Here is a 24,478-nt window from a genome sequence, read left to right as displayed (position 1 = left end):
ATCTAATTACCAAACAGTAGTTTGATATTAATGAACTGTTGTTTCATAAATTACTGGGGAATGGATCTGCGACATCAGGGGTAACGGATGGGGATGGCAGATAAAACAAAGGCAGCCGAGTGGCTGCCTTAATGTGCTCATTAGGGTAAGCCGCAGTGGCAAAATTAGAGGTTGTCTGCTTTGCGCTTCTTCAGCTTGATACCAATCCAGAACACCAGCACCACGCTAATCAGCGACGGCAGGAAGTTGGAACCCAGCTGCGGGTACTCCGCGCGCACGATAGTGCTGTAAAGCAGGAAACCGAGCAGGAAGCTGGCCGCCGCTAAGGTCGGTAATCCCTTGGCCATTTCTTTGTGGTGATAGCGCAGATGCAGGCAATAGACCGCAAGGCAAAGTGCTATCACGGGAAAAACGGAGAAGGTTACTACGGAGCTAAAAAACGCGTCGAACGTGCCGTTGATCGACAGTCCGGCAATCAGAGCCAGGAGCAAAGTGCCATTATCCTGGTTCGGTTGTTCGGTCATCTTCAGTACCTCTGGACTTATTAGTTGGAGACACCGCCGTGCGCTCCTGCTGACGGCGATACCAGTAATATGCACCTTTAGAAATCATACGTAGCTGCAGCACCAGTCTCTCTTCGAGCTGGCGACGCTGGGCTATATCAACATCCAGCGCTTCGGCACCGGCGTTAAAGACGATGATCACCATGGCTTCTGCCTGCGCTTCAGTAAAGCTACGCGGCATGTGGTTTTCGAGTTGTAAATAATCTGCCAGTTCTGCAATAAAGTGCTGAATTTCACGAGCGACGGCGGCGCGGAAGGCCGCAGAGGTCCCGGAGCGTTCGCGCAGCAGTAAGCGAAAGGCGTTAGGATTATTGCCAATGAACTCCATAAAAGTCGATACGGAGGTGCGAATCACGCTGCCACCTTTGGCAATGCGCTGACGCGCTTGACGCATCAGTTGACGAAGCATTAACCCACTCTCGTCTACCATGGTCAGGCCGAGTTCATCAACATCGCGGAAATGGCGATAAAAAGAGGTGGGTGCGATTCCAGCCTCGCGGGAAACTTCACGCAGACTTAAACTGGCAAAGCTGCGTTCAGCACTGAGCTGGCTAAATGCCGCCTCAATCAGTGAGCGGCGCGTGCGCTCTTTTTGTTGTGCTCTTACGCCCATAACCTTCATCCGCAGTGTTTTCTTCTTATTAAAGGTGTTAATAAAATGACTCGTTATGATTTCACTATACCAAATTTTTTAACCCGCCGAGGTATAGAAAAGAGAGGATAAAGTGGGTCTGAATGTTGCGGTTTTCCCACGAATTGACAACTGCTTGTAGGGAAAACAGGACTAATATGTTACTTTCTCGTTGTTATTTTGTATAAAAAATAGGTTTCGAACCATGCAACAGCAATCTCATTTTGATGCCATTATCATCGGCTCAGGCCCTGGCGGAGAAGGCGCCGCTATGGGACTGGTTAAACAAGGGGCCAGAGTTGCGGTCATCGAACGCTATAATAACGTCGGTGGCGGCTGTACTCACTGGGGAACCATCCCTTCGAAAGCCCTGCGCCACGCCGTCAGCAGAATTATCGAATTCAACCAAAATCCGCTGTATAGCGACAATTCCCGCACCTTGAGTTCAAGCTTCCCCGACATCCTACGCCACGCTGACTCAGTGATTAATCAGCAAACTCGCATGCGTCAGGGTTTTTATGAGCGCAACCAGTGCCAGCTTTTCGCCGGTGACGCCAGCTTCGTGGATGAACACACTGTCAGCGTGCGCTACGCCGATGGCACCCATGAAGAGCTTACCGCCGACAATATCGTCATCGCCTGTGGCTCGCGCCCTTACCGCCCGCACGGCGTCGACTTTAGCCACCCACGCATCTACGACAGCGACTTAATCCTTGAACTGAGCCACGAGCCGCGCCACGTCATCATCTATGGCGCCGGGGTGATCGGTTGCGAATACGCGTCGATTTTCCGTGGTTTGAACGTCAAAGTCGACTTGATTAACACCCGTGACCGCCTGCTGTCATTCCTCGATCAAGAGATGTCTGACGCCCTCTCCTACCACTTCTGGAACAACGGCGTGGTGATTCGTCACAACGAAGAGTTTGAGAAGATTGAAGGCGTTGAAGATGGCGTGATCATGCACCTGAAATCCGGCAAGAAGGTCAAAGCAGACGCCCTGCTTTACGCCAATGGACGTACAGGTAACACCGATCAACTGGGCTTAGAAAACATTGGCTTAGTGGCTGATAGCCGTGGCTTGTTGAAAGTGAACAGCATGTATCAAACCGCGCTGTCGCATATCTATGCCGTGGGTGATGTCATTGGCTACCCGAGCCTGGCGTCGGCAGCTTACGATCAGGGCCGCATTGCCGCGCAGGCGATGATTCAGGGCGAAGCCAAAGTTCATCTGATTGAAAACATTCCGACCGGGATTTACACCATTCCGGAAATCAGTTCTGTCGGTAAAACCGAACAAGATCTGACCGCCATGAAGGTACCGTACGAAGTGGGCCGCGCGCAGTTTAAACATCTTGCACGGGCGCAAATCGCCGGGATGAACGTGGGGAGTCTGAAGCTGCTATTCCATCGTGATACCAAAGAAATCCTTGGTATTCATTGCTTTGGCGAGCGTGCGGCGGAGATTATCCACATCGGGCAGGCGATCATGGAACAGAAAGGCGAAGGCAATACTATCGAATATTTCGTTAATACTACCTTCAACTATCCAACCATGGCGGAAGCGTATCGCGTTGCCGCCCTGAATGGATTAAACCGCCTGTTTTAACGCAGCGTTATCCATATGAGCTTGCATGTGAACCTTGATGGCTTCGGCAAGCTGCTCATAGCGGCCACGCAGCGGGGAGCCGGGACGATATACCAGAGCAATGGTGCGTCTCGGTTCCGGCTTGTCGCACACCAAATAGGTCACGCCATCGCGGCTGCGCTCTTTTGGCACGGACAATGACGGTAACAGCGTAATACCACTGCCTGCCGCGACCATGTTGCGCAGGGTTTCAAGGCTCGTCGCGCGGAAATGCGTGTCTTCATCCGCCCCGGCCTGGAAACAGAAGCCCATCGCTTGATCACGCAAACAGTGACCATCTTCCAGCATCAGCAGCTTTTCTCCGGCTAAATCGGCCATGGCGACGCGATCGCGCGAGGCCCACGGGTGCTCGTCATAAATCGCCAGCTTCATTGGCTCATCAAACAGCGGCACTTCGATAAAGGCTTCGCTCTCTTTGACTAGCGCTAGGATTGCGCAATCAAGCTTCCCGCTGTCGAGCTGCGCCAGCAGTTGCTGGGTCTGCGCTTCGTGTAGATACATTTCCAGCTTTGGAAAGGTTTTATGCAACGTAGGAATGATTTGCGGCAGCAGGTAAGGCCCAACGGTCGGGATAAGCCCGATGTGAAGCGGCCCGGACATCGCCTCGCCTTGCTGGCTGGCCATCTCTTTCAGCACTTTCACTTCGCGCAGCACGGTTCTGGCTTGATCCACCAGCAATAAACCCGCTTGGGTGAACAGCACTTTGCGGCTGGTTCTCTCCAGCAGCATCACGCCCAGCTCATCTTCCAGCTTGCGGATCTGCCCGCTTAAGGTCGGCTGGCTCACATGACAAGAATCCGCAGCGCGTCGAAAATGACGGAACTCCGCCAAAGCCACCAGATACTCCAAATCACGAATATTCATTTTTCCTCCATTGCCATAACAGGTCGAGACGATAGCTCGCGGCGATAGATAAGATAGCAATCAACGATTATAACTATCAACAACAATCGTTAATAATGGCACACATCGAAACGATACTGACAGAGCGCAAGTTTTATATTTTATAAATTAAGAGGTTACTGATGTTTACAAGCCACGAAGGGAAACAAGTTCCACAAGTTACTTTCCACACTCGTCAAGGAGACCAATGGCTGGATCTCAGCACCGATCAACTGTTTAAAAATAAAACGGTCATTGTATTTTCGCTGCCGGGTGCCTTTACCCCGACATGCTCTTCGAGCCACTTGCCGCGCTACAACGAGCTGGCAGGCGTGTTTAAGAGCCACGGCGTAGACAGCATTCTGTGTGTCTCCGTCAACGATACTTTCGTCATGAATGCGTGGAAGGCTGAGCAAAGCGCCGCCAACATCACCTTCATTCCTGACGGCAACGGCGAATTCACCAAAGGCATGAACATGCTGGTTGAAAAAGCTGATTTAGGCTTCGGCCCGCGCTCTTGGCGTTACTCCATGCTGGTGCGTAACGGCGTGGTAGAGAAGATGTTTATTGAGCCAAACAAGCCGGGCGACCCGTTTGAAGTGTCTGATGCCGATACCATGCTGAAGTATCTGGCGCCGGATTATAAAGTGCAGGAATCGGTTTCCGTGTTCACCAAGCCGGGCTGCCCTTTCTGCTCTAAAGCGAAACAAATGCTGCAAGAGCGCGGCATTCAGTATGAAGAAATTGTATTAGGTAAAGACGCGACTACGGTCAGCCTGCGCGCTGTAACAGGCCGTGCAACTGTGCCACAAGTCTTTATTGGTGGTCGCCACATCGGGGGAAGCGACGATCTGGATGTCTATCTGAACAGCGAAGCAGACGTGTGCGAATTGGCACAATAAGACGACGCGTAAAGATTGTAAGAGAATTAACATAAGTAAAATGAAAGAAGCTCAAAATCAGGGTATTGCTGCAAGGCAAGCAGCCTGATGGCGAGTGAGAGACTACGTGAACATTCGGCGGACTTTATGTCCGCCTTTTTTTGTCTGCTTTTTACCTAAAGAAAAGGCCCCTGAACAGGAGCCTTTTGGTCTGACGCCGTGAGCGATTACTCGCCCAGGCGGCTTTTGGCATCGCTGATCGCCTGAGCAACCTGCTGTGGTGACACGCCGCCCTTGGCTGCGCGCTTGTCGAGGCAAGATTGCAGTTCAAGGATTGGGTAGACGTCATCGCCAATTACGCTGCTGAATTTCTGCAAATCGACCAGTGGCAGGGCTTCCAGCGCTTTGCCCTGAGCAATGGCTTCCACCACGGCTTCACCAACAATATGGTGAGCTTCGCGGAATGGCACGCCTTTGGCGACCAGATAATCCGCCAGCTCGGTGGAGTTCGCATAGCCCTGCTGCGCGGCTTCTTTACAACGCGGACGTTTGACCTGAATACCGTCCAGCACCAGCGCCGCCATTTGCAGACAGTCCATCCAAGTGTCGAGCGCGTCGAACAGCCCTTCCTTGTCTTCCTGCATGTCTTTGTTGTACGCCAGCGGCAGGCCCTTCATGGTCATCATGATGCCAGTCAGCGCGCCCTGCACGCGGCCACACTTGCCACGGATAAGCTCCAGCGCGTCCGGGTTTTTCTTTTGTGGCATTAGGGATGAGCCAGAGGTCACCCGGTCGGACAGATCTACAAACGACGCTTCTCCGCTGTTGAAGAAAATCAGGTCTTCGGCGAAGCGCGACAGGTGGATCATGCTGATAGAGGCGTTCGACAGCAGCTCCATCACATGGTCGCGGTCGGAAACGCTATCCAGGCTGTTGCGAGTCGCCGAGGCAAATCCTAACCAACCGGCCAGCTGCTCGCGGTCCATTGGGTACGCCGTGCCCGCCAGTGCGCCACTGCCCAACGGGCTGACGTCCAGACGTTTCAGAGTATCTTGCAGGCGGCTTTCATCACGCGCCAGCATCTCGACATAGGCCAGACACCAGTGTGCGAAAGTTACCGGCTGGGCGCGCTGTAGGTGAGTGTAGCCCGGCATGACCGCGTCCTGGTTCGCTTGCGCAGTGGCGACCAGCGCCTGCTGCAAGTGGCGCACGGCCTCTTGCAGGTTCAGCACCTGCTCTTTGCACCATAGTTTCAAGTCAGTGGCGACCTGATCATTACGGCTGCGGCCGGTGTGCAACTTCTTGCCGAGGTTACCAACTTTGTCGATAAGCTTGCCTTCCACCCAGCTGTGAATGTCTTCTGCGTCGCTGGCTAAGATAGCGCGCGGGTTAGCACGCACTTCTTCCAACAATACGCCTAAGGCTTCTTCCAGCTGAACCTGCTCTTCGGCAGTCAGCACGTTAACCGTCACCAACGCCTTCGACCACGCCACCGAGCCAATAATATCCTGCTCGGCAAGACGGTAATCGAAACGCAGGGAATCATTTAATTCTTTAAAACGCTGGTCTGCCGCCTGAGTGAAACGCCCGCCCCAAAGTGCCATAACTTGTACTCCTTGATCTATGCAAAAGGGCGCAGCCTGTGCGCCCTTAAAATATTTTCTACGCGCGAATTACTGCTTCTTTGAGTTCAGCGCACGAATTCTGGATGACAACGAGAACAGACGAATAAAGCCGCCCGCGTGGCTGTGATCATACACTTCATCTTCACTGAAAGTAGCGAACTCTTCAGAGTACATGCTGTTCGGAGAACTCTTCTGGATAGCCGTCGCGGTGCCTTTGTACAGCTTCACCACCACTTCGCCATTCACATCTTCTGCCAGTGCGTCAGCGGCGGCTTGGATAGATTCACGCAGCGGAGCGAACCAACGACCATCGTAAACCACGTAAGACATTTCATGGCCCAGCTGCTCACGCCATTTGAAGCTGTCACGGTCGAGAACCAGCTGCTCAACGCCACGCAGCGCAGCCATCATAATGGTGCCTCCCGGCGTTTCGTAGCAACCGCGGGATTTAATACCCACCAGACGGTTTTCCACGATATCGATACGGCCAACGCCGTGTTTCACGCCCAGCACGTTCAGCGCTTCGAGGCACTGGAATGGTGTCAGCTCTACGCCGTTAACCGCCACAACCGCGCCTTTCTCAACTTTAACGGTGACCAGCTCAGCTTCGTCCGGCGCGTCTTCTGGCGCGACTGTCCATGCCCAGCAATCTTTGTTTGCTGCATTCCATGGGCTTTCCAGCACGCCGCCTTCGGTAGAGATGTGCCACGCGTTTTCGTCACGGCTATAAATTTTTTCCAGCGACGCGGTGGTCGGGATATTACGCTCTTTCAGGTAATCCAGTAGGGCTTCGCGAGAACGCAGGTCCCACTCACGCCAAGGAGCGACCACTTTCAGCTGTGGAGCCAGCGCGGTGTAAGTGGTTTCGAAACGCACCTGGTCGTTACCTTTACCTGTCGCACCGTGGCACAGTGCATCAGCGCCCACTTTCAACGCCAGCTCAACCTGTGCTTTTGCAATCAATGGACGCGCCATTGAGGTGCCGAGCAGGTAGCTGCCTTCATACAACGCGCCGCTTTTCAGCACTGGGTAAACGTAGTCTTTGATGAACTCTTCACGCAGGTCAACCACGTGGCACTCAGAAGCACCGGTGCGCAGGGCTTTCTGCTCGATCCCTTCGAGGTCAGCACGCTCTTGGCCGATATCTGCAACGAAAGCCACCACTTCACAGTCGCCGTAGTTTTCTTTCAGCCATGGAATGATTGCCGAGGTGTCCAGACCGCCAGAATAAGCCAGAACGATTTTCTTGATACCTTTGGTTGCTGCCATGATGATTTCCTTTAAAAATTTTATTGATTTAACAATTCAGTCAATGGGTTAAGCACGAAGATCACGCCAGAATACGCGTACCGATCGCCGTGCCATTAAACAGTGCCGGAAGCTGCTCGGCGTGACGCCAGCTGGCGATATCCACCGGGCGGCCAAGAGAGCGCGCGGCGTCTAGCGCGGCGTGAACTTTCACAATCATGCCGTCGGTAATGATGCCTTGCTCAATCAGCTGTTCCGCTTTCTGCGTGGTCATTTCCGGGATGCGCTGGCCTTTGCCGTCGAGAATACCGCTCACATCTGACAGCAAGATTAAATCTGCGCCCAGCGTGGCTGCCAGTGCCGTCGCGGCTTGGTCAGCATTCACATTCATCAGTTCACCATCGGCGGTGATACCAATGGAGCTGATAATCGGCAGGTAGCCTGCGCCAGTCAGGGTGTTAATCAGCGCCGGAGAGCCGACTTCTGCTTTGCCGACATTACCCAGATCTTCGCTCAGTTGCGTTACCACTACCGAGCCGCCGTCTGCCAATGACAGGCCAACGGCGTTGATGTCGTTTTTCACCGCCCACGCCAGCAGGGTTTTGTTGGCGCTACCGGCCAATGCGCCAGTGATGATGTCGATTTGGTCCGCCGGAGTTACGCGCAGGCCAGCCTTCTTCACCACGGGCAGGTTGAGTTTCTTCATCAGCTCATCGACCAGATAACCGCCGCCGTGAACGATCACCAATGGGCGCTGATATTGCTGGCGATAGGTCACCAGCGCCATGAACAGGCGCTCGAGCGCTTCTTCATTGTCCAGCAACACACCACCTAATTTGATAACTAACGGATTCATAGCTGTTCGCGCCTCAATCGGTTTAAGTAAATGTTTGATTTTAGACCAAGATAAATTAAAGCAGCGATTGGGTTTCTGGGAAACCAAAGCGCAGGTTCAGACATTGCACTGCTTGCGCCGACGCGCCTTTTAGCAGGTTATCTTCTGTCGCAACCACAATCAGATGCTCGCCTTTCACCACAAAACCGATGTCGCAGAACGGCAGGCCCACCACGTCTTTCAACGCCGGAACGCCCTTGGTGTAGAGACGCACCAGAGGTTTGTCGTGGTAAGCGTTATGGAAGGCTTCCGCCACGTCCTGCGCCGTCACGCCCGCTTTCAGGCGGCAAGTGATGGTGGCCAGAATGCCGCGCGGGAAGTTGCCCAGGTGCGGGGTAAAGATCACCGGCACGCCGAGATGCTCTACAATTTCTGGGTGGTGACGATGATTGAATAGGCCGTAAGGTTGCAGGCTGACTTCGCAGAAGCTGGTGCCGAGAGAGGCTTTACGCCCCGCGCCGCTCACGCCGCTGGTCGCATTAATCACCGGCCACTGGTCTTCGTTCAACAGGCCATTTTCCACCAGCGGTTTTAACGCCAGCTGAGACGCCGTTGGGTAGCAGCCTGGGACCGCGATGAGTTGCGCGGTTTTGAGTTTGTCGGCTTGCCATTCAGCAAGGCCGTACACCGCCTTGTCCAGCCAGTCGAGGTGCTGGTGTTCAAAGCTGTAAAATTCGGAGTAGAAATCAGGCTTGTTGACGCGGAATGCACCGGACAGGTCAAACACCACGCAGCCTGCTGCCAAAAATTGCGGCGCCAGGTCGTGGCTGACTTCATGGGCAGTGGCTAAAAAAACCACATCGATATCTTTTGCCGCGTCTTCCACGTTTTTCATTGGCAAAACAGGCAGATCGAGGATGCCTTTTAACTGAGGGTGCAAATCAGAAAGCAATTTTCCTGCATCTGCACTTTGCGCTGAAACCATTAAAGCGGTTATGTTCATCTGTGGGTGGCGATTTAGGTAGGCAGCGAGTTCAGCTCCGGCGTAGCCTGTGGCACCAACAATCAGCGTATTCAACATGGGGTCTGTTCACCTTCTCAACTTAACTGTATGGCTTTGCGATACAGCGTACTTCTTAGGTAACAGGGTTCACCGCGTCATACGCCGTTCACCCGCGAGATTCTCAGCAACTGCGTTGGGTTAAACCGACCGTTCTTTCCGGTTCCCTTACGCGCTGGCATATTGTATTTTTATTCACATAAACTGCATGAATATGAATACTACCCTAACTAAAGGCTGTCAACAGTGAAGATGAAATTACCTCCTTTTATTGAGCTTTATCGGGCGTTAATCGCGATACCTTCGATCAGTGCCACAGACAGCGCATTAGATCAAAGCAACGAAAAGCTAATCAACCTGTTAGCAGGCTGGTTCCGCGATCTAGGCTTTAAGGTTGAAATCCAACCTGTGCCGAATACTCGCAATAAATTCAATATGTTGGCAAGCGTGGGCCAAGGTGCTGGCGGCCTGCTGCTGGCGGGCCATACCGATACCGTCCCCTTCGACGATGGCCGCTGGACTCGCGACCCTTTCACCCTGACCGAGCATGAAAATAAGCTCTATGGTCTGGGTACCGCCGACATGAAAGGTTTCTTCGCTTTTATCGTCGATGCGCTGCGGGATATTGATACAACCAAACTGACTAAACCTCTATATATCCTCGCCACCGCCGATGAAGAAACCACCATGGCAGGCGCGAGCTATTTTTCGAAAAACACCGCCATTCGCCCAGACTGCGCGATCATCGGCGAACCGACGTCGTTGAAGCCGGTTCGTGCGCATAAAGGCCATATTTCGAATGCGATTCGCATTACCGGGCAATCGGGCCACTCAAGTGACCCGGCGCGCGGCGTGAACGCCATCGACCTGATGCATGACTCCATTACCCAGCTGATTGGCCTGCGTAACACTTTGAAAGAGCGCTACAACCACAGCGGCTTTGTCATTCCTTATCCAACCATGAACTTCGGCCACATTAGCGGCGGCGATGCGGCCAACCGTATTTGCGCCTGCTGTGAGCTGCACATGGACATCCGCCCACTGCCGGGGCTGACGCTATCTGACCTCGACGGCCTGCTGCAAGAAGCGCTGGAGCCAGTTAGCAGTCGCTGGCCGGGCCGCGTCGCCATCGAAGAGCTGCATCCGCCGATTCCGGGCTATGAATGCCCGCCGGACCACCAGCTGGTGCAGGTGGTGGAGAAGCTGCTGGGCGTGGAAACCGAGATTGTTAACTACTGTACCGAAGCGCCGTTTATCCAAGAGCTGTGCCCGACACTGGTCTTAGGGCCGGGTTCGATTGAGCAGGCGCACCAGCCGGATGAATACATCGATACCGCCTTCATCAAGCCGACTCGCGAGCTGATCGCGCAAGTGGTTCATCACTTCTGCCACCACGTATAAGTGAAGAAAGAGTAGCCATATCAAGGGCGTCGCAGGGCGCTCTTGATACTGGACAATATGCTGATTAGACAAACTGATACCTTGTGAGCTGTAATTAAATTTCAGCCACATTGACGAAAAATGCCTTTTTTTAGTGAAGGAAACGACGTTTTTGCGGTAAAACAGTTGTGTAATTAAAAAAAGAGAAAGTTTGGCAGACAGAAAAAGGCGTCACAGCCTTACGGGTGAAAGTTATCTACAAATTATAAAAATCGGGTCCGAGGTCAACAGAGGTAATATGAACGAACAATATTCCGCAATGCGCAGTAATGTCAGTACCTTAGGTAAACTGCTTGGCGACACCATCAAAGATACGTTGGGAGAACATATCCTTGATCGTGTTGAGAAAATTCGTAAGTTATCCAAATCCTCACGCGCTGGAAATGAAGCAGATCGCCAAGAGCTGCTCTCCACGCTGCAAAACTTGTCCAACGACGAGTTATTGCCAGTGGCCCGTGCTTTTAGCCAATTCCTCAATCTGACCAACGTGGCCGAGCAGTACCACAGCATTTCGCCTAATGGCGAAGCGGCCAGCAATCCTGAAGTACTGGCGCAGCTAATTGAGCGCCTGAAAGCCAAAAATCTGACCGATCAGCAGCTGCGTGACGCGGTTGAAGAGCTTTCTATCGAGCTGGTGCTGACGGCTCACCCAACAGAGATTGCCCGCCGGACGCTAATCCACAAATTGGTGGAAGTGAACAACTGCCTGAAGCAGCTCGACCATAACGATCTGGCGGATTACGAGCGCAAGCAGATTATGCGCCGCCTGCGCCAGCTGATTGCCCAGTCATGGCATACCGATGAAATTCGTAAACACCGCCCTTCCCCGGTTGATGAAGCCAAATGGGGATTTGCGGTCGTTGAGAATAGCCTGTGGGAAGGCGTGCCGTCATTCCTGCGCGAGTTCAACGAACAGCTCGAAACCTCGCTGGACTACAAAATGCCAGTCGAAGCCGTGCCGGTGCGCTTCACCTCGTGGATGGGTGGCGACCGCGACGGCAACCCAAACGTCACGGCAGACATCACGCGCCACGTACTTTTACTGAGCCGCTGGAAAGCCACTGACCTGTTCCTGCGCGACGTCGCGGTGCTGATTTCCGAGCTTTCCATGACCGAAGCCACTGATGAACTGCGCGAGCGCGCAGGTGGTGAAGAAGGTATTGAGCCTTACCGCGTGATCATGAAGCGCCTGCGCAGCCAGCTGACCTCCACGCAGGTCTATTTGGAAGCGCGTCTGAAAGGCGAACGCCTGCCACAGCCTCACGATTTATTGGTCAACAATGACCAGCTGTGGGAGCCGCTCTACGCCTGCTACCAGTCACTGGTTGCCTGCGGCATGGGCATTATCGCCAACGGCCAGCTGCTGGACACTCTGCGCCGCGTGCGCTGCTTCGGCGTGCCGCTGGTGCGTATCGACATCCGCCAAGAGAGCACCCGCCATACCGACGCCATTGCCGAAATCACCCGTTACCTTGGTTTGGGCGATTACGAAAGCTGGTCAGAGTCTGACAAACAGGCCTTCCTGATCCGCGAACTGAACTCACAGCGTCCGCTGGTTCCGCGCTTCTGGGAGCCGAGCGAGTACACCAAAGAGGTGCTCGACACCTGTCAGGTAATTGCCGAAGCGCCGGAAGGCTCAATTGCCGCTTACGTCATTTCGATGGCGAAAACGCCGTCTGACGTGCTGGCCGTTCACCTGCTGCTGAAAGAGGCGGGTTGCCCGTTCACTCTGCCGGTAGCGCCGCTGTTCGAAACCCTTGATGACCTGAACAATGCTGATTCAGTGATGACTCAGCTGCTGAATATCGACTGGTATCGCGGCACCATTCAGGGCAAACAGATGGTGATGATTGGCTATTCCGACTCGGCGAAAGACGCTGGCGTGATGGCGGCTTCATGGGCGCAATACCGCGCTCAGGACGCATTAATCAAAACCTGCGAGAAAGCGGGCGTGCTGCTGACGCTGTTCCACGGACGCGGCGGTTCTATCGGTCGCGGTGGCGCTCCGGCCCACGCGGCCTTGCTCTCTCAGCCTCCGGGCAGCCTGAAGGGTGGCCTGCGCGTCACCGAACAGGGCGAGATGATTCGCTTCAAGTTCGGCCTGCCAGAAGTCACCATCAGCAGCCTGGCGCTCTATACCGGCGCGATTCTGGAAGCCAACCTGTTGCCGCCGCCAGAGCCGAAAAAAGCCTGGGTGGACATTATGGAGCAGCTGTCCGACGTCTCCTGCAACATGTATCGCGGCTATGTGCGCGAAAACAAGGATTTCGTGCCTTACTTCCGCGCGGCGACGCCGGAGCAAGAGCTGGGCAAACTGCCATTGGGCTCACGCCCGGCGAAACGTAAGGCCAACGGCGGCGTCGAAAGCCTGCGCGCTATTCCGTGGATCTTCGCCTGGACGCAAAACCGCCTGATGCTGCCAGCCTGGCTCGGCGCGGGTGCGGGCCTGCAAGCCGTGGTAGATGCCGGTAAACGCGATGAACTTGAGGCGATGTGCCACGACTGGCCGTTCTTCTCGACGCGTATCGGCATGCTGGAAATGGTCTTCGCCAAGGCCGACCTGTGGCTGGCGGAGTATTACGACCAGCGTCTGGTGGATAAAGAGCTGTGGCCGCTGGGACAGAAGCTGCGCGACCAGCTGGCAAGCGACATCAAAGTGGTGTTGGCGATTTCCAACGATGACCACCTGATGGCTGACCTGCCGTGGATTGCCGAGTCTATCGCCCTGCGTAACGTCTACACTGACCCACTGAACGTGCTGCAGGCCGAGTTGCTGCACCGCTCACGCCAGTTAGAGAAAGAAGGCAGTACGCCAGACGCGCGCGTTGAGCAGGCGTTGATGGTGACGATTGCGGGCGTGGCGGCGGGTATGCGCAACACCGGCTAGTGCTGACAAGTTAAGAGAAGCAAAAACTAAAAACCGGCGATTAAGCCGGTTTTTTTATGCATAAGATTTGAATGGTTAAACGGCCGCACTCAATGGAGTGGCAAGGCCCGGACGAACGCCCAGCGTGTGGCAGATGGCGTAACTCATTTCGGCGCGGTTCAAGGTGTAGAAGTGGAAATCCTTCACCCCTTCGCGGCTGAGGATTTTCACCATGTCCATGGCGATGTTGGCTCCCACCATTTTGCGGGTTTCCGGGTCATCGTCTAAGCCTTCGAACTGGCGCGTCATCCAGTGCGGCACGCGCACGTTGGTCATGGTGGCAAAGCGCGTCAGCTGTTTGAAGTTAGAGACTGGCAGGATACCCGGCACGATTTCCACATCAATGCCCTGTCCGGCACAGCGATCGCGGAAACGCAGGTAGCTTTCGACGTCGAAGAAGAACTGGGTGATGGCGCGGTTAGCACCCGCGTCGATTTTGCGTTTCAGGTTAATCAGGTCAGCCTGCGCGCTTTTGGCTTCAGGATGAACTTCAGGATACGCCGCCACGGAGATATCGAAGTCGCCCACGCCTTTCAGCAGTTGCACCAGATCCGTGGCGTATAACTCAGGAACGCCGCCGCCCGGAGGCAGGTCGCCGCGCAGCGCTACGATGTGGCGGATGCCGCTGTCCCAGTAATCCTGGGCGATTTGCGTCAGTTCTTCACGGGAGGCGTCCACGCAGGTCAGATGCGGCGCAGCTTCCAGCCCGGTACGCTCTTTAATGCCTTTGATGATGCTGTGCGTGCGCTCACGTTCACCGGAGTTCGCGCCGTAGGTCACGGAAACGAATTTCGGCTTAAGGCTGCTCAGGCGATCGATAGAGCTCCACAGCGTGTCTTCCATCTCGCTAGTGCGCGGCGGGAAAAACTCAAAAGAGACGTTAAACTGGCCCTGCAACTCTGACAGGTTCTGGTTCAAAGCTTCGCGTTGATTGGCGTGGAAAAAACTCATGCTTTCTACCTCGTGGCTCACGACATCTTGTTATTGATTTGTTCTAGATTTGTAAGCATCTAGACGTCTAAACACCTAAACGTATGGATAGACAATGAAGGATGCGAGCAAATGTGTCAACGACAAAAAAGCGTCTAACTATGATTAATCTTCACTCAAATTGAATGAATTTCAAGTTGGGGAATAAAGTATTGGCGAGGAGAAAAAAACGGCATGAAGCCCCTCCCGACAGGCGTCGGAAGGGGTTTAAGAGAATTAAAGTAGCTGGCTCAGACGGTTAAGGTCAGATTGCAACGCACCGGCGGTGACATCGCGCCCCGCGCCCGGCCCGCGAATCACCAGTGGGTTATCGCGATACCAGCGGCTTTCGATAGCAAACACGTTATCGCAAGGCAGCAGCGACGCCAGCGGATGGTCATCGCGCACGGCTTCCACGCCAACGCGCGCCTTACCGTTGGCATCAAAACGCGCCACGTAACGCAGCACCAGCCCCATTTCGCGCGCCGCTTCCAGACGTTGCAGCATCTGCTGATTCAACGCTTCGCCATCTTCAAAGAATTGGTCAACCGAGCCGGTTTCGCAGCCTTCCGGCACTAAAGACTCGACGCGAACGTGGCTCGGCTCGATATCGTAGCCCGCCTCACGCGCCAAAATAATCAGCTTGCGCATCACGTCCTGACCGGACAAATCGACGCGCGGGTCAGGCTCAGTCAGCCCTTGCTGCCACGCCAGATCCACCAGCTCGGTAAATGGCAAGGTGCCGTCAAATTGCAGGAACAGCCATGACAGCGTGCCGGAGAATATCCCGCTAATCGCCAGAATGCTGTCGCCGCTTTCGCGCAGGTCACGCACGGTGTGGTTAATCGGCAAACCCGCGCCCACGGTGGCGTTGTACAGCCAGTGGCTGCCGGTTTTGGCGAAGGCGTCGCGAATTTGGCGGTACTTGTTGCTGTCAGAGGCCCCGGCCAGTTTGTTGGCGCTAATCACGTGGAAACCGTAACTGGCGAAGTCCAGATACTGGTCTGCGATATCGCCGCTGGCGGTGACGTCGAGCACCACCAAATCGTCATACGGGTGAGCACGCATCCACAGGAACAGGGATTCTTCATCATGATCGCGGGCTTCGTCTTCAAAGAAGGCCAAGGCGCGACTGGCGTCCAGCCCGTCGTAGTTGAGCAAACTGCGTTTACTGTCCACCACGCCGGCCAGCACGAATTCAAAACCACTGCGGGCGGAAATGTTTTTCTGCTCGCGGGCAAACAGCTCAAGCCAGCGCGAACCGATATTGCCTTTGCCGAACAGCATCAGGCCGATACGCTTTTCGGCGCGGAACAGGGTCTTGTGCAGGCCCTGAATCAAATGCTCAGTTGGCCCAAGACGCAGCACGGCAACCAGACTAATGCCATCTTCGGCTTGCCAGATGAATTCCACCGGCTGGTCTTTGAGTTCTTGATAGAAACGGTGGCTGTGCAGCGGGTTCTTGCACACCCCCGCCCCCACCAGCGCGACCATCGCCAAACCTTCACGCAGCGATAAACGCGCCGGCAGACCTGCCTCTTCCAGCACCAGCAGCGCGCTGTTTACCACTTCTGAGGTGTAGCAAAGCTGCAAAAGGTTGCGATCCGGGTGAATGCCGGTGGCCAGCGGTTTGATTTGCGCGCGTTTGAGCAGCAGCTCGACGTCTTTATGCGCCAGCTGGAAATCGTGCTCGCTAGGGATAGCGATTTCGATCAGACAGATATCGTCGTGGCTGGTGACGATTTTCGCGCCCGTGCCGGAAGCCAACACGCGCTCAATGCGCGTCGAGCCTTGTTCCGGCTGATAGCTACAGCGCAGCTGCAAGTCGATATCGCTGCCGGAAACCGGCTGAAGCGTACGGGTGTGCAGCACTGGCGCGGCAAGACGGGCCAGCTCGCTGGCTTCGTCCAGACGCAGCAGCGGCAGCAGGCAGGCATCTTTCACTTTGCGCGGGTCGGCGCTGTAAACCCCGGCGACGTCGCTCCAGATGGTGACGCGATTCACCCCCGCCAACGCGCCAATTTGCGTCGCCGAGTAGTCACTGCCGTTACGCCCCAGCAGCACGGTTTCGCCCGCATCGTTGCGCGAGATAAAGCCGGTAACCACCAGATAATGCTGAGGATGTTGCGCCAGCAGTTGCTGTAATAAAGGATAAGAGCGACCTTCATCCACCTGTGGCTGAGCGGCGCGCTCGGCACGCAAGAACTCGCGCGCGTCGAGCCACGCTGCAGGAAGCTCTTTTTTCGACAATACGGCGGCCATCAGGCGGGCAGACCACACTTCGCCATGCCCGACCACTTCGGCGTAAACCGCGTCGGTAATCTTGCCATCAAGCAACACGGCCAGACGCTCAAGGTCTTGAATGAAATGAGCAATAAGCGGTTCTGCCATTTCTGGCGGCAGAAGCCCTGTGATCAACTCAGTATGATAGCGACGTAGCGCCTGCTGCACCTGATGTGCCGACAGACGATCGCTTTGGCTTAGCTTCAACCAGCTGATCAGCTGGTTAGTGGTACTGCCCGCCGCCGACACCACCATCATGTCGCCCGGATTGCCGTACTCGGCCATGATCCCAGCCACGCGCAAATAACATTTCACGTCGGCCAGACTGCTACCACCAAATTTGTGCAGCTGCCGACTTCCTGCCGGCGCTGCTACCGCTATTGCATTCATTCTTACCTCGTTGCCGCTGCCTGGAATGCGTGTTCCAGATCAGCAATCAAATCTTCACTGTCTTCGAGACCTACAGAAACTCTGAGCAAACTGTCGGAAATCCCCGCCGCTTTGCGCGCTTCAGGTGCCATGCCTGCGTGAGTCATGGTGGCCGTGTGGGATATCAGACTTTCGACCCCGCCCAGAGACTCCGCGAGGGTAAATAACTTCAATTCCGAGAGGAAATGACGCAAACGGGCTTCATCTCCGTCGAATTCAAAACTGATCATCGCGCCAAAACCATACTGCTGGCGGCGAGCGATCTCATGCCCTTGGTTTTCTGGCAGAGAAGGATGATACAGCTTTTTCACCTGCGGTTGCTGCTGTAAATAAGCAACAATAGCTAACGCATTTTCCTGCTGCTGTTTCACGCGCACGGTGAGCGTGCGCAGGCCGCGCAGTAATAAATAGCTGTCGAAAGCCGCACCGGTCACGCCGATGTTATTCGCCCACCACGCCAGTTCGGTCGCGTGCTCGGCAGTTTTCGAAATCACCGTACCAGCCACCACGTCTGAATGACCGTTCAGATATTTAGTACATGAATGGACTACTAAATCCGCGCCAAGTTTCAACGGCTGTTGTAAAGCCGGGCTGAGGAAGGTGTTGTCCACCACGGTAAGCGCACCGACCGCGTGCGAAGCATCGCAAATGGCCTGAATATCTACCACGCGCAGCAGCGGATTGCTTGGGGTTTCAATTAACACCAACTTAGGTTTTTCCTCGAGCGCCGCCGCCAGAGCCTGCGGGTCGCCTTGATCCACAAACTTCACGCGATAGGCACCGCGCTTGCTCAGGCTGTCGAACAGGCGGTAGCTGCCGCCGTAGCAGTCGTGTGGCGCTAGCAGCAGATCGCCCGGCTTAAGAAACACCGTACACACCAGATGAATGGCCGACATGCCGCTGCTGGTCATTACCGCGCCGGCACCGCCTTCAAGATCGGCCAGCGCGCGCTGCACGATATCGCGCGACGGGTTGCCGCGTCGCGAATAGTCATGGGCTCGTGGCTGATTAAAATCTTCGAAATTATAGGTGCTGGAAAGGTTAATCGGTGGAACCACACAGCCATATTGCTGGTCACTATTGAGGCCACTTCCGACGGCTATCGTCGCTTGCTTGAGCGTCATACGTTGTTTCTCCCTGCCGGGGGTGCTGAGGATGAGGTAACAAAGATTAATCGCTGACAAGATAGACGTCAATACATCTGGACATCTAAACTTCTTTGCGTATAGATTGAGCGTCAGGGGAATACCCGCTAAAATTGTAGGTATCAGAGTCCTCTGGCCTTGTGCAGCGTGGAAGAGCCGGACTGGCATTCAGTGGCTGAATGAATAACCCAGCGCACATTTCTCTGAAATTACCGGTCCTGAAGGGACATTTATTTAGTGAGATCAGTGAAAATCGGGCATAATCCCCCGGTTTTCAGAACATTATTTTTTTTGATAAATTTAAGGTGTCCCATGGCTGAGTGGAACGGCGAATATGTCAGCCCTTACGCTGAACACGGTAAGAAAAGCGAGCAAGTAAAAAAAATCACGGTATCCATTCCGCTGAAGGTTCTTAAAATTCTCACTGACGAACGTACTCGCCGTCAGGTGAACAACCTGCGCCATGCGACCAACAGTGAATTGCTGTGTGAGGCTTTCCTGCATGCCTTTACCGGCCAGCCTTTGCCGAACGATGCAGACCTGCGTAAAGAGCGCAGCGATGAAATTCCAGAAGCAGCGAAAATCCTGATGCGCGAGCTGGGCGTTGACCCTGATACTTGGGAATACTAAGTAAAAGCTGATGATGAAGACCTGTGCGGCCACGCCGTGCAGGGATCATTTTAGTGGCAGAGTGTTTTTCAGTTGAAGAGTGTTTTAGTGGAAGAGAGCTCTGTTCGTGCAGGCTGTGTGTGAAATGGATAAGCGAAGCGTTTTAGTGAAACGGGTTGTGGTTTACCAACCTTTTGCTAAATAGCAGGCAACAAAAAAGGCGCCATTGGCGCCTTTTCTTGCTCTACAGCAAATATTACTTGCTGGATGGCACGCTGAAACGCTTGTTGAAGCGGTCAACACGGCCACCGGTAGCAACTTCACGTTGTTTACCAGTATAGAACGGGTGGCAGTTACCACAAACGTCCAGGTTCAGATCGTGACCCACTGTTGAGCGAGTTTTGATCACGTTACCGCATGAGCAGTTTGCAGTAACTTCTACGTATTTAGGATGGATACCGTCTTTCATGGGAAAACCTCTTCTTAAGGCCGCGTCGCTATCCAACCCTGTTTCGTCGGACACCACGCGTAGTGGATGATTAGGTTTTGATGCGAAATGCACCAAAGGCGGCGAATCATACAGAATCTATCTATGCCGCGCAATGATGTTCATGCATTTCGAACGACACAGTGTACACTATCTCGTCATTTTTTTAAAGTCTGGACCCCTTAATGCCTGTTGCCCACGTTGCTTTACCCGTCCCGCTCGCCCGCACGTTTGACTACCTTTTGCCTGATGGCATGGTGGTAGTAAAAGGCTGTCGCGTCAGCGTACCCTTCGGTAAACGCGATGCAATTGGCATTGTCGTCGCGGTCAGCGACAGCAGCGAGTTTGGCATCGACAAGCTCAAACCGGTGCGCGAGGTGCTCGACGCCTCCAGCCTGTTCACCCCAGATTTATGGCGCATCCTGCTGTGGGCCACCGACTATTACCATTTTCCCCTTGGCGAAGTGCTGTTCCACGCCCTGCCCGTCTTACTGAGACAGGGAAAGCCTGCTGAATTAACCCCGCTGTGGCAGTGGTTCGCCACCGAACAAGGCCGGGCGACGCCCCTTGAGAGCTTAAAACGCGCGGCGAAACAGCAGCAGGCAATGGCGGCCTTAATGCAGGGCGGAATTTATCGCCATCAGGTCAGCGACCTTGAGCTAACCGACGCCGCGCTACAGGCTCTGCGGGCCAAAGGGCTGGCCGACCTGCGCAGCATTGCGCCCGAGACTCACGACTGGCGCAGCGACTTCAGCGTAGTGGGCGAACGCCTGCGTTTAAACACCGAGCAGGCCACCGCCGTCGGGGCAATTCGCAGCGAAGACCAGCAATTCTCGGCATGGCTTTTGGCCGGTGTGACAGGTTCAGGCAAAACCGAAGTCTATCTAAGCGTGCTGGAAAATATTCTGGCGCAGGGGAGACAGGCGCTGGTGATGGTGCCGGAAATTGGCCTGACGCCACAGACCATCGCGCGCTTTCGCGAGCGTTTTAGCGCCCCGGTGGACGTGCTGCACTCTGGCCTGAACGACAGCGAACGCCTCGCCGTCTGGCTGCGCGCCCGCAATGGCGAAGCCGGGATTGTGATTGGCACCCGCTCCTCCTTATTTACCCCTTTTGCCCGGCTGGGCGTGATCATCATCGATGAAGAGCACGACGGCTCTTATAAGCAGCAGGAAGGCTGGCGCTACCACGCGCGTGACTTGGCCGTGTTCCGCGCCCACGAAGAAAATATTCCGATCATTATGGGGTCGGCGACGCCGGCTCTCGAGACACTCAACAACGTCGAGTTGGGCAAATATCGCCAATTAAAACTCACCAAGCGCGCCGGTAATGCCAAGCCGCCACAGCATCAGCTGATTGATTTAAAAGGCATGCCGCTCAAGGTTGGTCTTTCTCAGCCGCTGATCCAGCGCATGCAGCAGCATCTGAAAGCCGATAATCAGGTGATGCTGTTCCTTAACCGCCGGGGCTACGCGCCCGCGCTGCTGTGTCACGAATGCGGCTGGATAGCCGAGTGCCAGCGCTGCGACCACTACTACACCCTGCACCAAAACCAGCGTCAGCTGCGCTGCCATCACTGTGACAGCCAGCGCGCGGTGCCGCACCAGTGCCCGCACTGCGGCTCGACGCAGCTGGTTTCGGTGGGTGTCGGCACAGAGCAGCTCGAGCAGGAGCTTGCCCCGCTGTTCCCCGACACGCCAATTACCCGCATTGACCGCGACACCACCAGCCGCAAAGGCTCGCTGGAGCAGCATTTGGCGGAAGTGCATCGCGGCGGCGCGCGCATCCTGATTGGCACGCAGATGCTGGCTAAGGGGCACCACTTCCCCGACGTCACGCTGGTCTCCTTGCTGGATGTCGATGGCGCGCTGTTCTCAGCTGATTTCCGCTCCGCCGAGCGATTCGCCCAGCTGTATACCCAGGTTTCAGGCCGCGCGGGCCGCGCTGGCAAGCAGGGGGAGGTGGTGCTACAAACCCACCATCCGGAGCATCCGCTGTTGAAAGTGCTGCTGGAGCAGGGCTATGACGCCTTCGCCAAGCAGACGCTGGCCGAGCGCAAAAGCGTCTTTTTACCGCCATACACCAGCCATATTCTGATTCGCTCCGAGGATCACGATAATCAGCAATCCCAACTGTTCTTGCAGCAGTTACGCAATTTGCTGGAATCCAGCCCGCTAAAAGATGAGTCGCTGTGGATACTCGGCCCCGTCCCGGCGCTGGCCGCCAAGCGCAACGGCCGTTTCCGCTGGCAGCTCTTATTGCAGCACCCTTCACGCCGCGTTTTGCAGCAGCTGCTGAAAAGCTCGCAGTCGCTGATTAACGCCCTGCCCCAAGCGAAAAAGGTTAAATGGACGCTGGATGTCGACCCTATCGACAGCTAATCGATTGCATTTATGCGGGATGGATCTAAAAAAAGCATCTGCGTCACACTTTTGATGCAAATTAGGTAACAAATCCTAACCACAATCTGTTTAGAATGTGATGAGCTACGCAGCCGCCAAAAGCCGGATAGGTTAGGCGCACCCAGAAGGGTGTCGCGTTGAGAGGAACATCCATGTTGTCGTATCAGAATGATGCTGTTGCAAGGGGAGATGCGTTGGACGAGAAGAAAGATTTAAACGCGGCGACGATGAAAGACGTAGCTGAAATGGCCGGTGTTTCGACCGCGACGGTATCTCGTGCATTAATGAATCCGGAAAAGGTCTCAGCGCCCACTCGCCAAAAGGTCGAGCAGGCGGTGCTCGCCGTTGGATATTCTCCTCACGCCCTTTCACGGAACTTAAAACGCAACGAATCCCGCACTATTCTGGTGATCGTCCCCGACATCTGCGATCCCTACTTTGCGGATGTGATCCAAGGGATCGAGCGCACCGCGGCTGAACATGGTTATCTGGTGCTGATTGGCGATTGCGCCCAGCAGAACCAGCAAGAGAAAACCTTTATTAATCTGATTATTACTAAGCAGATTGACGGTATGCTGCTGCTCGGCTCGGACCTGCCTTTCGACGCCAGCAAAGAAGAACAGCGCAATTTGCCGCCAATGGTGATGGCCAATGAATTCGCACCAGAGCTGGAATTGCCGACCGTGCACATTGATAACCTGACCGCCGCCTATGAAGCCGTGCATTATCTGATTGGCTTGGGCCATCAGCGCATTGGCTGCATTACCGGCCCGGACCAAATGCCGCTGTGTCAGTACCGCACTCAGGGGTATATTCAGGCGCTGCGCCGCAGTGGATTAAATGTGGAAGCAGACTACTCGGCGAAAGGCGATTTTAGCTATGAGTCGGGGGCGCTGGCACTGATCGATTTGATGTCGCAGCCAGTGCCGCCAACGGCGATTTTCTGCCACAACGACGTGATGGCTATCGGCGCGATGTTCCAGGCCAAGAAGATGGGTCTGCGCATTCCAGAAGATTTATCGGTGGTAGGCTTTGATGATATCAAGCAAAGTCAGTACTTCGACCCGCCTTTAACCACGGTGGCTCAACCAAGATTCCAGCTTGGTCGTCAGGCCATGTTATTATTGCTTGAGCAGCTCAATGGGCATTCAGTACAAAGTGGCTCACGTTTGTTGGAAAGCGAACTGGTCATCCGCGGTAGTACCGCCGCACCCAAACGCTAATTATATGTTTATACTTCATTAAGTTTTCGTTTCAGATAAGGTTCAAGGTTCAGTAACATGACGCACTTCTTCCATCATTACGACGCAGCGAAACGATAGTGGCACAAAGAGACTATGTAAGCCGTGGGCGCTCAGGAGCGCGGCGGAAACCAACTAGCCGAAAAAAACGCAGTTCCCCGATGATCTCCAAAACCATGGTGGTATTAGCCGTTGCGGTCCTGGTGGTATTCATTGGTGGCCTCTATTTTATTACGCACAATAAACCTGAAGATGCAGCGATTCTGCCGACGCACCCTGTTCGGCCGGGCAACGGCTTGCCGCCAAAACCTGAAGAACGCTGGCGTTATATCAAAGAGTTGGAAAATCGTCAGATGGGCGTGTCTACCCCGACTGAGCCGACGGCGGGTGGCAATGTGCAAACTAAAACGCAGTTGACGCCGGAACAGCGCCAGTTGCTGGACCAGATGCAGGCCGACATGCGCCAGCAGCCGACCACGCTGTCCGAAGTGCCGTATAACGACCCAACGCAGGCGACGCGCACGCAGCCTGCCCAACGTCAGACCACGTCGCAACAGCCGTATACGCAGCAGCCTCAGCAGACTTATTCTCAACAGAACGTGCAGCCGACCTACACTCAGCGGCAGCCTGTGCAACAGCAGCAACAGAATGTGCAGCACAATACTCAGCAGACTACGCCGAGAAACGTGCAGCAGACGCAGCAGCCGGTTCGTGCTCCTCAGACTCAGGCGCAAACTCAGCCTGTGGCGCCGAAGCCGAAACCGAAAGAGCAGCCTCAGCAGCAGCAACCTGCTGCCATTACTGAAGTCGCGCCGGAAAAACCGAAGGACAAACCGAAAGAGCAGGAAAAAACCCAGCGCTTTATGGTTCAGTGCGGTTCTTTCAAAGGTAGCGAGCAGGCAGAATCGCAGCGCGCCAAGCTGGCATTTGAAGGTTTTGAAGGCCGAATCACCACCGGTGGCGGCTGGAATCGCGTCGTTATCGGCCCTTACAATAATCGTGCTGGCGCTGACGGCACCCTGTCGCGTCTTAAAAACGCTGGCATCTCCGGTTGCATTCCCCTCGCAACCGGGGGTTGAAAACCCATTTTCCTCCCCAATCTATAACTTCAATATGCCTCGTGCTCTTATGTGACACTGATGTGTAACACAAGAGTGCGGGGATCTTTTCCGTCTGC

Annotated in this window: 19 protein-coding genes; 8 read left to right on the top strand and 11 right to left on the bottom strand. The window is 54.7% G+C overall.

The genetic code is table 11. The features are described from left to right. Window positions 1-164 precede the first annotated feature (164 nt). Both SBO83_RS20430 and fabR read right to left on the bottom strand, forming a co-directional pair. Complete coding sequence (locus tag SBO83_RS20430; protein ID WP_353503866.1) at window positions 165-524, bottom strand: YijD family membrane protein; 360 nt, start codon at window positions 522-524, stop codon at window positions 165-167. Beyond that, a complete protein-coding gene (gene fabR / locus SBO83_RS20425) occupies window positions 499-1,176 on the bottom strand; it encodes an HTH-type transcriptional repressor FabR (RefSeq protein WP_353503865.1) in 678 nt (225 codons plus the stop codon). The genes SBO83_RS20430 and fabR overlap by 26 nt, the downstream gene beginning before the upstream one ends. Before the next feature lie 223 nt (window positions 1,177-1,399). Between fabR and sthA the strand changes: the two genes are divergently transcribed. Next, window positions 1,400-2,800 (top strand): Si-specific NAD(P)(+) transhydrogenase, encoded by a 1,401-nt coding sequence (sthA, locus tag SBO83_RS20420; protein WP_034794659.1) that lies wholly within the window; start codon window positions 1,400-1,402, stop codon window positions 2,798-2,800. On the opposite strand, the gene oxyR is transcribed toward sthA, so the two are convergent. Further along, entirely contained in the window at window positions 2,783-3,703 is a 921-nt protein-coding gene (gene oxyR / locus SBO83_RS20415; RefSeq protein WP_353503864.1) for a DNA-binding transcriptional regulator OxyR, read from the bottom strand. The two genes, sthA and oxyR, sit on opposite strands and share 18 nt — an antisense overlap. A 161-nt stretch (window positions 3,704-3,864) precedes the next feature. Between oxyR and SBO83_RS20410 the strand changes: the two genes are divergently transcribed. Next, complete coding sequence (locus SBO83_RS20410) at window positions 3,865-4,623, top strand: glutathione peroxidase (RefSeq protein WP_396132745.1); 759 nt, start codon at window positions 3,865-3,867, stop codon at window positions 4,621-4,623. A 206-nt stretch (window positions 4,624-4,829) separates the two neighbouring features. Here SBO83_RS20410 and argH read toward each other — a convergent pair whose 3' ends face one another. The 4 genes from argH to argC all read right to left on the bottom strand — a co-directional run bounded on the left by argH (window position 4,830) and on the right by argC (window position 9,391). Then, the gene (gene argH / locus SBO83_RS20405) at window positions 4,830-6,206 is read right to left on the bottom strand and encodes an argininosuccinate lyase (protein WP_396132744.1); all 1,377 of its coding nucleotides are present in this window, start codon (window positions 6,204-6,206) and stop codon (window positions 4,830-4,832) included. 69 nt (window positions 6,207-6,275) lie between these two features. Next, window positions 6,276-7,496 (bottom strand): argininosuccinate synthase, encoded by a 1,221-nt coding sequence (locus SBO83_RS20400; RefSeq protein ID WP_396132743.1) that lies wholly within the window; start codon window positions 7,494-7,496, stop codon window positions 6,276-6,278. A 61-nt stretch (window positions 7,497-7,557) separates the two neighbouring features. Continuing rightward, window positions 7,558-8,331 carry an acetylglutamate kinase gene (argB, locus tag SBO83_RS20395; protein WP_396132742.1) on the bottom strand — a complete coding sequence of 258 codons (774 nt, stop codon included), beginning with the start codon at window positions 8,329-8,331 and terminating at the stop codon, window positions 7,558-7,560. 55 nt (window positions 8,332-8,386) lie between these two features. Beyond that, the gene (argC, locus tag SBO83_RS20390) at window positions 8,387-9,391 is read right to left on the bottom strand and encodes an N-acetyl-gamma-glutamyl-phosphate reductase (protein WP_034794648.1); all 1,005 of its coding nucleotides are present in this window, start codon (window positions 9,389-9,391) and stop codon (window positions 8,387-8,389) included. 225 nt (window positions 9,392-9,616) lie between these two features. Here argC and argE point away from each other — a divergent pair, with 225 nt between their 5' ends. Next, window positions 9,617-10,771, top strand: a complete 1,155-nt coding sequence (gene argE / locus SBO83_RS20385) for an acetylornithine deacetylase (protein WP_353503860.1) — start codon at window positions 9,617-9,619, stop codon at window positions 10,769-10,771. Window positions 10,772-11,048: 277 nt separating this feature from the next. Beyond that, a complete protein-coding gene (gene ppc, locus SBO83_RS20380) occupies window positions 11,049-13,697 on the top strand; it encodes a phosphoenolpyruvate carboxylase (RefSeq protein ID WP_353503859.1) in 2,649 nt (882 codons plus the stop codon). A gap of 75 nt (window positions 13,698-13,772) precedes the next feature. On the opposite strand, the gene metF is transcribed toward ppc, so the two are convergent. The 3 genes from metF to metB all read right to left on the bottom strand — a co-directional run bounded on the left by metF (window position 13,773) and on the right by metB (window position 18,541). Continuing rightward, window positions 13,773-14,687 carry a methylenetetrahydrofolate reductase gene (gene metF / locus SBO83_RS20375; protein WP_353503858.1) on the bottom strand — a complete coding sequence of 305 codons (915 nt, stop codon included), beginning with the start codon at window positions 14,685-14,687 and terminating at the stop codon, window positions 13,773-13,775. A 255-nt stretch (window positions 14,688-14,942) separates the two neighbouring features. Next, window positions 14,943-17,378: a bifunctional aspartate kinase/homoserine dehydrogenase II gene (locus tag SBO83_RS20370; protein ID WP_353503857.1), complete on the bottom strand. Its 2,436-nt coding sequence runs from the start codon at window positions 17,376-17,378 to the stop codon at window positions 14,943-14,945. A 2-nt stretch (window positions 17,379-17,380) separates the two neighbouring features. Next, entirely contained in the window at window positions 17,381-18,541 is a 1,161-nt protein-coding gene (metB, locus tag SBO83_RS20365) for a cystathionine gamma-synthase (protein ID WP_396132741.1), read from the bottom strand. Between the two features lie 333 nt (window positions 18,542-18,874). Between metB and metJ the strand changes: the two genes are divergently transcribed. Continuing rightward, the gene (metJ, locus tag SBO83_RS20360; RefSeq protein ID WP_034794630.1) at window positions 18,875-19,192 is read left to right on the top strand and encodes a met regulon transcriptional regulator MetJ; all 318 of its coding nucleotides are present in this window, start codon (window positions 18,875-18,877) and stop codon (window positions 19,190-19,192) included. A gap of 235 nt (window positions 19,193-19,427) precedes the next feature. On the opposite strand, the gene rpmE is transcribed toward metJ, so the two are convergent. Then, the gene (gene rpmE / locus SBO83_RS20355) at window positions 19,428-19,640 is read right to left on the bottom strand and encodes a 50S ribosomal protein L31 (RefSeq protein ID WP_353503855.1); all 213 of its coding nucleotides are present in this window, start codon (window positions 19,638-19,640) and stop codon (window positions 19,428-19,430) included. A 203-nt stretch (window positions 19,641-19,843) separates the two neighbouring features. Here rpmE and priA point away from each other — a divergent pair, with 203 nt between their 5' ends. The 3 genes from priA (at window position 19,844) to ftsN (ending at window position 24,380) form a co-directional block, all read left to right on the top strand. After that, complete coding sequence (gene priA, locus SBO83_RS20350; protein ID WP_396132740.1) at window positions 19,844-22,039, top strand: primosomal protein N'; 2,196 nt, start codon at window positions 19,844-19,846, stop codon at window positions 22,037-22,039. 173 nt (window positions 22,040-22,212) lie between these two features. After that, window positions 22,213-23,283, top strand: coding sequence for a DNA-binding transcriptional regulator CytR (cytR, locus tag SBO83_RS20345; protein WP_396132739.1), 1,071 nt, complete (start codon window positions 22,213-22,215; stop codon window positions 23,281-23,283). Window positions 23,284-23,381: 98 nt separating this feature from the next. After that, window positions 23,382-24,380, top strand: coding sequence for a cell division protein FtsN (gene ftsN / locus SBO83_RS20340; RefSeq protein ID WP_396132738.1), 999 nt, complete (start codon window positions 23,382-23,384; stop codon window positions 24,378-24,380). Window positions 24,381-24,478 lie beyond the last annotated feature (98 nt).

It is taken from the genome of Ewingella allii (genome assembly GCF_044430645.1).
GTDB classification, from domain to species: domain Bacteria; phylum Pseudomonadota; class Gammaproteobacteria; order Enterobacterales; family Enterobacteriaceae; genus Ewingella; species Ewingella allii.
This window is presented reverse-complemented; position numbering and strand designations above follow the sequence as displayed.

What these genes read in the sequence shown, in the direction of transcription:
- priA (WP_396132740.1), top strand. Translation starts at nt 19,844, where the DNA reads ATGCCTGTTGCCCACGTTGCTTTACCCGTCCCGCTCGCCCGCACGTTT.
- SBO83_RS20400 (WP_396132743.1), bottom strand. Translation starts at nt 7,496, where the DNA reads ATGGCAGCAACCAAAGGTATCAAGAAAATCGTTCTGGCTTATTCTGGC.
- sthA (WP_034794659.1), top strand. Translation starts at nt 1,400, where the DNA reads ATGCAACAGCAATCTCATTTTGATGCCATTATCATCGGCTCAGGCCCT.
- oxyR (WP_353503864.1), bottom strand. Translation starts at nt 3,703, where the DNA reads ATGAATATTCGTGATTTGGAGTATCTGGTGGCTTTGGCGGAGTTCCGT.
- rpmE (WP_353503855.1), bottom strand. Translation starts at nt 19,640, where the DNA reads ATGAAAGACGGTATCCATCCTAAATACGTAGAAGTTACTGCAAACTGC.
- argC (WP_034794648.1), bottom strand. Translation starts at nt 9,391, where the DNA reads ATGTTGAATACGCTGATTGTTGGTGCCACAGGCTACGCCGGAGCTGAA.
- fabR (WP_353503865.1), bottom strand. Translation starts at nt 1,176, where the DNA reads ATGGGCGTAAGAGCACAACAAAAAGAGCGCACGCGCCGCTCACTGATT.
- metB (WP_396132741.1), bottom strand. Translation starts at nt 18,541, where the DNA reads ATGACGCTCAAGCAAGCGACGATAGCCGTCGGAAGTGGCCTCAATAGT.
- argB (WP_396132742.1), bottom strand. Translation starts at nt 8,331, where the DNA reads ATGAATCCGTTAGTTATCAAATTAGGTGGTGTGTTGCTGGACAATGAA.
- SBO83_RS20410 (WP_396132745.1), top strand. Translation starts at nt 3,865, where the DNA reads ATGTTTACAAGCCACGAAGGGAAACAAGTTCCACAAGTTACTTTCCAC.
- metJ (WP_034794630.1), top strand. Translation starts at nt 18,875, where the DNA reads ATGGCTGAGTGGAACGGCGAATATGTCAGCCCTTACGCTGAACACGGT.
- cytR (WP_396132739.1), top strand. Translation starts at nt 22,213, where the DNA reads ATGTTGTCGTATCAGAATGATGCTGTTGCAAGGGGAGATGCGTTGGAC.
- SBO83_RS20430 (WP_353503866.1), bottom strand. Translation starts at nt 524, where the DNA reads ATGACCGAACAACCGAACCAGGATAATGGCACTTTGCTCCTGGCTCTG.
- argH (WP_396132744.1), bottom strand. Translation starts at nt 6,206, where the DNA reads ATGGCACTTTGGGGCGGGCGTTTCACTCAGGCGGCAGACCAGCGTTTT.
- ppc (WP_353503859.1), top strand. Translation starts at nt 11,049, where the DNA reads ATGAACGAACAATATTCCGCAATGCGCAGTAATGTCAGTACCTTAGGT.
- SBO83_RS20370 (WP_353503857.1), bottom strand. Translation starts at nt 17,378, where the DNA reads ATGAATGCAATAGCGGTAGCAGCGCCGGCAGGAAGTCGGCAGCTGCAC.
- metF (WP_353503858.1), bottom strand. Translation starts at nt 14,687, where the DNA reads ATGAGTTTTTTCCACGCCAATCAACGCGAAGCTTTGAACCAGAACCTG.